Genomic DNA, 7,042 nt, shown 5'->3' on the forward strand with positions numbered 1-7,042 from the left:
GGTAGAACACCAGCCTTCCAAGCTGGATACGTGGGTTCGATTCCCATCACCCGCTTATGCGATAGTGGCGTAGTTGGTAACGCGCGACCTTGCCAAGGTCGAGACCGCGGGTTCGAGCCCCGTCTATCGCTCTTGAGAGTCAGGATAAGTCCTGGCTCTTTTTTTGCCAGAAAAGCAGTACATATTGTACTGACTTTTCTGACAGGAGAGTTCGAAGTAAACGAGTCTGATTTGCTTGAAAATATTCTGAGAGTAATAAATCTTAATGATCTTTTAGCTGATATGCAACCAGGGCTATATTCCAAAAACCCTGTTTGTTCAAGTCTCTTTCACAGTCTCTTATTTTTTTTACACAGGTATCCGGAAGATCTGCAACTGATGCTTCAGGAAAAGAAACGGGGTTGTCTGTTTTTTCTGATGTGTTCATGAGACCTCCTGTTTTTTGTGGTCAACCAGACCATAAAAAGAAAGAAGATACAGACCGCATAAACCTACCAGTCCATAGATGATTCGTGATATCCAGCTCATGCTTCCAAAGAGAAGGGAAACGAGGTTCAGATCAAAGAAGCCGATCAGTCCCCAGTTGACTGCACCAATAACTGCAATCGTAAGTGAAAAATAATTTAAGAATTTATTGTTCATATGTCACCATCCTTTCATGAAGTTAGTATTTCGAAAAGCAAAAAAAATATTCGCAGCAATTTCTGCTGCGAATACAAAAATATATTTTTATTTTATTTTGATGATCTGAGAAGTAATGGTTCCGCCGCCAAAACTAAAGGCTTCTCCGGCTTCGAGAGTTACATCTGTTTCATCTATAAGGGCAAATGCCTGACATACTGTAACTGCCTGTCCGGGCTGGACCTCTGCCATAAACTGATCAATGGCGCTGTCGTCAGATTCCGGGATGGCAGCAGTAAGCGTCTGTCCGTTCTGATATGCCTGGAGATTTACATCTACCATGGCGCTGGATGCAGAAGAACCGTTGTTGCTGTAATCGTAATAAACGAGAAGACAGGGGGCGCCGGAAACATCTTTTGCCACACGGTGCTGTTTGTAATGGATAGAGAATTTGTCATTGCTCATATCTATAGTGCCGGCAGAGTCTGCAGTCTGTTCAGTTTGTTCCTGCTGGGAATCGGAAGTTTCCATTTCTACAAGTGATTGATTGATCTCGTCCTGTACATTGGTAAAATTTGCTGACATGAATTTTACAGTTTCTGTATCCAATGCAACGATCTTCCAACCGTCTCCTGTTTTAATAAGAGGATAGGTAATCTCGGTTTCTGCAAATTTATCTTCTATAGTACCTGCCTTTTCTTCCAGAAGTGCCGCAAGCTTCTGCTGAGTCTGTTCTTCGGTAAGTTCTTCTCCGGAAAAGGCCGTAGAGACAATTTGTTTCAGGAATTCAGTAATGGTTTCTTTGTAAATATCAGAACCGTCGATATAGCGGATCTTTGCTGTGATGTTTGCAGTTCCGTTGGTGAGACTGAAAGAAGTTTTTTTGATCTCAAAGGTCATTTTTTGATTTACATTCTGAAAAAATGCAGTATATGCATTGTTGGTAATATCTGCATTGTCCAGAGCTGACATATCATTGCTTTGGAGCTGAGATTTCATTCCGTCAAAGTTCAGTTTCTGAATATCCCCAAGAAATGTTTTAACCGTGTTTATTGGCTTCTGCCGTTCCATAAAATAATATCCGACACCTCCGGCAGCTGCCAGGATGAGTACTGTCAGAAAGATGATCAATCCTGTTTTTTTTCTTTTTTTCTTGATCGGGGTTTTATGTTCCGGATCATCCGGTATGACTGTTTCAGAAGTACGAGATGATTCTTCAGACTTCTTCAGATTTTCTGTATCCATAGTGCCTCCTTATTTACTTTATGATTCTTATATGATACCCTTTTATTATAGCAGAGCCAGTCCTTATTTGACAAGCATATAAGAAGAGGCAGCAGCTCTGACGAGCAAAATATATTTTGGTTATATAAAGAGCGATTTGTTGGTTTTTTATCTATTGTATCTGACGGATTCTTCTTAAAAAGCCAAACTTCCCCTCTTTTCCTCTTATGCACCCTTTTTTCTTCTTATCTCTCCTCATCACTTCCTTTCTTTAACTGTACGCAAATCTTACTTGTATTTTTTTCTCCAATTCTGATTCATTTTCTTTTATCCTACTGTTTTTCCACGCATTGAGCAGGAGACGGTGCTTTTGCATCCTGCTCTGTTTTACTTTCTTCCACAGCGTCTCCCATGCTTCTATGATCTGGGCTATCATGTGACCAATCTGTATCAAATAATAGTGGTTCTTCATCCCCTGGTAATCATGGCTGAACCGGTGTTCCAGATAATACCCCTGTTTCTTCTGGGTATTGAACCCTTCGTTTTCTATTTTCCATCTCCATCTTCCGCGTTCCACTGTTTCTTTTACATTTCTCTCCGTAATATTCAGATCCGTTACATACAAAAATTTCTTTTTCTCTTCCTTACTCTCGTATTCTATTACGTTGATACTCTCTCCACGGTAATCAATCCCTGTAACATAGTCATAAACTCCTTCTGGCTTTTCCTGACGGTTCTTTTCCTGCTTTTTTAATACCTGATACTCCTGGTTAATACTGGGAATGCTCCCTTCTTTATATCGTAAGATATATTTCCATTTCTTCCTGCGGCATTCTTAAAAAATCCTTCACTCGCATACAAGCTGTCCCCGCAGATACAGATTTGCAGCATCGGGAATTCCTGTTTCAAACGCTCCATCAGCCGTTTCGCACCTTCCTGCTCACAATCCTGCTTATCTACTTCCCGCTTTTCATTCTCAATAAACTCTGTCAGGATGCTCACCTGAATCTTTTCGTGAAGAACAGCCTTTGCTTCCAATACATAATAGTAGTACTCCGTATATTCTTCCTCTGTTCCTTTCTTCTTTCGACAGAACAGGCTGTGTTCCCCCAGATCTTTTCTGCTCCGGATCAGCCTGTGTACCAGCCGCCATACAATTTTCTGTAGTTTGTCAGATGAAAACCGTTTCAGATAATGATTGATTGTTTCCCAATAAGGCAGCTCCCTTAGTTCTTCTCCGCACAACATCCCGATATTCTCAATTACAGTTTCATCATTAAATTCTCCGCTTGTACTTCTCATGCTGTTGATATAAAATATAGATGACAGGATCCGTGTCATCAGTAAAACGTGGTTGCTATAAATAATATAGCTTTGGTGTCTTGGATCCTCTGCCCGCTTTAACAAGGATAAAAGTTCCGGGAAAAAGTGGCGGATAACCTTTACCAATTCACAGGCAAGGTTAAACCGTGCCAGGTGTTCCCTTGATTCTTTTCTCGTGATTTTTTCTTTTGTTTTTGCTGGAAAAACCTCCCTTCTTTCGGGCTTGCGAAGAAAAAAGTTTTTGGGCTAACTTTATTATCTCGCAATTCTTCTGAAAAAGGGAGGTTTTTATTAATAATTATTTTTGGTCGTCAGAGCTGGAAGAGGCAGCAGCTAAGGAATCGCAAATTTTTGTTGTGAACTGTGGAGATTACAGACCAGGATGAAGACGGGAATAGAATAGTCCACATACCGGCAGATGGAAGGCTTGTCATATGTACTGGCAGGATTGGATATCAGTTGTGACAGATGACCGGGGCAATGAGCAGGAGGATATGGTTATGGTAAAAAGATACAGACGTTTTTTCAGATCAGAGGCAGATGGACTGAGGATATCAGTACTCAGTATTTGCCCAGAGGAGCAGCCTTATAAAGGAATCGTGCAGATCGTCCACGGAATGAGCGAGCATAAGGAAAGATATGAGCCGTTTATGGAATATATGGCATCGTTAGGATATATGACTGTAATACATGATCACAGAGGTCATGGACAGAGTGTGAGATCCGGAGATGACCTGGGATATATGTATGGCGGAGGCGCAGATGCCATGCTTGCGGATATTGGTACAGTCAATAAAAATATCAGAGAAATGTTTCCGGATCTTCCTCTGATCCTTTTTGGACACAGTATGGGATCCTTGGCAGTCAGAGCATTTGCAGCGGAGCATGACGATTCTATGGATATGCTGATCGTGTGTGGATCTCCCAGTGATCAGAAAGCAAAAACGTTGGGAAAGGTGATCGCAAATGTGGAAGGCAGAATTTTTGGTATGAGACATAAAAGCCGGATACTGGAATTTTTGTCCTTTGGAACGTTTGCATTGAAATTTTCAGAAGAAAAAAATAAAAATGCCTGGATCTGCTCAGACCCGGATGTATATGAGGCATATTCCGATTCGGAACTTTGTGGATTTACTTTTACAGATGATGCATATCTGGCACTTTTTGATCTGATGAAAAGAGCCTATGATGTCAAGCACTGGAAATGTACAAGACCAGAAATGCCGGTGCTGTTTATCAGCGGTGCGCAAGACCCCTGTCTGGGCAGTGTGCGTCAGTTTGCTTCTGCAGTAAAGAATATGAGAAGTGCAGGATATCGTGATGTGAAGGGAAAGCTTTATCAGGGGATGCGTCATGAGATACTGAATGAAAAAGAGAAAGAAAAGGTATATCATGACGTTGCTGTCTATATGGAAAAGAAGGGATTCTGACGCATAGAAGTACGATTTTCGTTCATACTATCGGTAAATACAAGTATGGAGGGCTTATCGTGAAAAAAATATATAAGGTTCTTCTTCTGATCGGAATTCTGACAATCTGCGCCGCAGGCTGCGGCCAGAAGAAAGTGAAGGATGACAGAGGAGAGCTGGTAAGGGCCGGGGAAATTCCCCGGTCTGTTTTTGTGCAGAAGGAAAGCAGTAAGTCCCTCAAGGCCTGAGGGATTCTCCTTGACCGCCACGTATGGGCTTGGTATAATTAGACTATTGTATGAAGATTTATGAAAATATAAACAACGAAGGAGAAAAGAAATGAGAGCAAGCGGTGTTTTAATGGGGATTTCCAGCCTTCCTTCTTCTTATGGAATCGGATGCTTTTCCAGAGAGGCTTATGAATTTGTGGATAAGCTGGCGGAAGCAGGGCAGCAGTACTGGCAGATTCTTCCTCTGGGACCTACCGGATATGGAGACTCTCCTTATCAGTCCTGCTCTACTTTTGCAGGAAACCCGTATTTTATCAGCCTGGAAGATCTGATTCAGGAAGGGCTTCTTACAAAAGAGGAATGTGATGCCTGCGATTGGGGAAAGGATTCTTCTTATGTAGATTATGAAAAAATGTATCATAACAGATTCCCGCTTCTGAGAAAGGCATATGAGAGAGCAGATCTGGAGAATGACAGTGAGTATCAGGGATTTGTGAGAGAATATCAGATCTGGCTGAAGGATTATGCTCTTTATATGGCAATCAAAAACAGCCGAAAAGGGGAAAGCTGGCTGGACTGGCCGGAAGAGCTTCGGGACAGAAATTCAGGCTATGTAAGAAAGGCTGAAAATGAACTGTCTGAGGAAGTGGAGTTTTATTGTTTTCAGCAGTATCTTTTTGAAAAACAGTGGAAAAAGCTGAAAAAATATGCAAATAAAAAAGGGATCCGTATTATCGGAGATGTTCCGATCTATGTGGCGCTGGACAGTGCAGATGTATGGGCGAATCCGGAAATGTACCAGATAGGAGAGGACTATGTTCCGGAAGCAGTGGCAGGCTGTCCGCCGGATGCTTTTTCCGCCACAGGACAGCTGTGGGGAAATCCTCTTTATGACTGGAAAAAGCATAAAGCAACCGGATATGCATGGTGGATCCAGAGAATGACATACTGCATGGAGCGCTATGATGTGGCAAGGATCGATCATTTCAGAGGCTTTGATGAGTATTATTCCATTCCTTACGGAGATGAAACCGCAAAGAATGGCCACTGGGAAGACGGTCCGGGACTGGAACTGTTTGATGTGCTGAAGAAAAATGTGCCAGGACTTCATGTGATCGCGGAGGATCTGGGGTTCCTTACTGACAGTGTGATAAAACTGGTGAAGGATACCGGTTTTCCGGGGATGAAGGTTCTGCAGTTTGCCTTTGACGGAAGCGAGGACAGCAGCTATCTTCCGCATAAATATGAGAAAAACTGTGTGGTATACACAGGCACACATGACAATGAGACAACGAAGGGATGGCTGGAAGGCCTTCAGGGACATGATAAAGACTTTGTCCGTGCGTATATCAACTGCTATGACAAGCCGATCAATGACTGCGTATGGGGGCTGATCCGTACAGCGCTGTCCAGTGTGGCAGATCTGGCTGTGATTCCTGTTCAGGATTATCTCTGTCTGGGAAATGAAGCACGAATGAATGCACCGTCCACACTGGGACTGAACTGGAGATGGAGAATCGGCAGAGAAATGCTTTCAGATATAACGGTTTATACGATGAGGGAGCTGAATCGTATTTACGGACGTCTGCCAAAACCGGAAACGAAAGATCTGGAAAATGACGTACAGACAGAAGCGGCTCTCTAAAATCAGTAAGAAAGGAACTTGTGTTTAATGGAAGATAATAAAAAAGAAGAACTGGAGCAGGCAGAGACAACAGAAGTAAAGCTGCCGGAGGAAGAGCAGAAAGAAGAAAGTGAAACAGAAGACAGCAGGGACCAGGGACTTCCCGGAACAAGTGTCGGTCTTATGCTTCTGGCGGGATTTTACCTTGTGTATACAGGCTATAAGCTCTGTTCCAATGTTCTGGCAGGCGAAGAAGGAGCAAGCTGGGGATTTATGGTGGCTGGAATCGCCTTTCTGGTGATCGGAGCAGGAATGCTTTTTGTCAGCGGAAAAAATCTCCTCAGAAAAAATAAGGCGAAAAAGGCAGAAGAAGTGGAAGAGGAATCAGAGGCGCAGCCGGAAGCAGAGAAAGCTTCAAGACAGATGAGTATTGCAGAACGTGCCAGACTTGCAGAAAGCGTAGCAGAAAAAGAAGCGCAGGAAGCTTCCGAAAAAGAAAATACAGATACAGAGGATTCTGATCAGGAATAAAATTTCAGGGGGACAGCCAGCAGCTCAATGTCATTTAGTTAAGACATTAAGCAGATGTATTCCTATCAGGCAGAGGTAGA

General features: G+C 42.8%; 9 protein-coding genes and 1 tRNA gene. 5 read left to right on the forward strand and 5 right to left on the reverse strand.

All coding sequences use genetic code 11. The features are described from left to right. Positions 1 to 58 precede the first annotated feature (58 nt). A tRNA-Gly gene (locus tag RDS42_RS10435) sits at positions 59 to 131 on the forward strand. A gap of 131 nt (positions 132 to 262) precedes the next feature. On the opposite strand, the gene RDS42_RS10440 is transcribed toward RDS42_RS10435, so the two are convergent. The 5 genes from RDS42_RS10440 to RDS42_RS10460 form a co-directional block, all read right to left on the reverse strand. Continuing rightward, the gene (locus RDS42_RS10440; RefSeq protein ID WP_308783615.1) at positions 263 to 427 is read right to left on the reverse strand and encodes a hypothetical protein; all 165 of its coding nucleotides are present in this window, start codon (positions 425 to 427) and stop codon (positions 263 to 265) included. Next, positions 424 to 642, reverse strand: a complete 219-nt coding sequence (locus RDS42_RS10445) for a DUF378 domain-containing protein (protein WP_308783616.1) — start codon at positions 640 to 642, stop codon at positions 424 to 426. Before RDS42_RS10445 ends, RDS42_RS10440 begins: the two co-directional genes overlap by 4 nt. An 87-nt stretch (positions 643 to 729) precedes the next feature. Continuing rightward, entirely contained in the window at positions 730 to 1,866 is a 1,137-nt protein-coding gene (locus tag RDS42_RS10450; RefSeq protein ID WP_308783617.1) for a DUF5067 domain-containing protein, read from the reverse strand. A 250-nt stretch (positions 1,867 to 2,116) separates the two neighbouring features. Then, positions 2,117 to 2,470: a hypothetical protein gene (locus tag RDS42_RS10455; RefSeq protein ID WP_308783618.1), complete on the reverse strand. Its 354-nt coding sequence runs from the start codon at positions 2,468 to 2,470 to the stop codon at positions 2,117 to 2,119. Positions 2,471 to 2,595: 125 nt separating this feature from the next. Next, positions 2,596 to 3,147 (reverse strand): hypothetical protein, encoded by a 552-nt coding sequence (locus RDS42_RS10460; protein ID WP_308783619.1) that lies wholly within the window; start codon positions 3,145 to 3,147, stop codon positions 2,596 to 2,598. Positions 3,148 to 3,602: 455 nt separating this feature from the next. On the opposite strand from RDS42_RS10460, the gene RDS42_RS10465 reads away from it, so the two are divergent. From RDS42_RS10465 to RDS42_RS10480, 4 genes are all read left to right on the forward strand, one after another. Next, the gene (locus RDS42_RS10465; RefSeq protein WP_308783620.1) at positions 3,603 to 4,598 is read left to right on the forward strand and encodes an alpha/beta fold hydrolase; all 996 of its coding nucleotides are present in this window, start codon (positions 3,603 to 3,605) and stop codon (positions 4,596 to 4,598) included. 59 nt (positions 4,599 to 4,657) lie between these two features. Beyond that, positions 4,658 to 4,825, forward strand: a complete 168-nt coding sequence (locus RDS42_RS10470) for a hypothetical protein (protein ID WP_308783621.1) — start codon at positions 4,658 to 4,660, stop codon at positions 4,823 to 4,825. 91 nt (positions 4,826 to 4,916) lie between these two features. Further along, complete coding sequence (gene malQ / locus RDS42_RS10475; protein WP_308783622.1) at positions 4,917 to 6,452, forward strand: 4-alpha-glucanotransferase; 1,536 nt, start codon at positions 4,917 to 4,919, stop codon at positions 6,450 to 6,452. Between the two features lie 27 nt (positions 6,453 to 6,479). Continuing rightward, positions 6,480 to 6,962 carry a hypothetical protein gene (locus tag RDS42_RS10480; protein WP_308783623.1) on the forward strand — a complete coding sequence of 161 codons (483 nt, stop codon included), beginning with the start codon at positions 6,480 to 6,482 and terminating at the stop codon, positions 6,960 to 6,962. The last annotated feature ends 80 nt before the right edge of the window (positions 6,963 to 7,042 follow it).

Source organism: uncultured Blautia sp., assembly GCF_902497045.1.
In the GTDB taxonomy this organism is placed as follows: Bacteria; Bacillota; Clostridia; order Lachnospirales; family Lachnospiraceae; genus Blautia_A.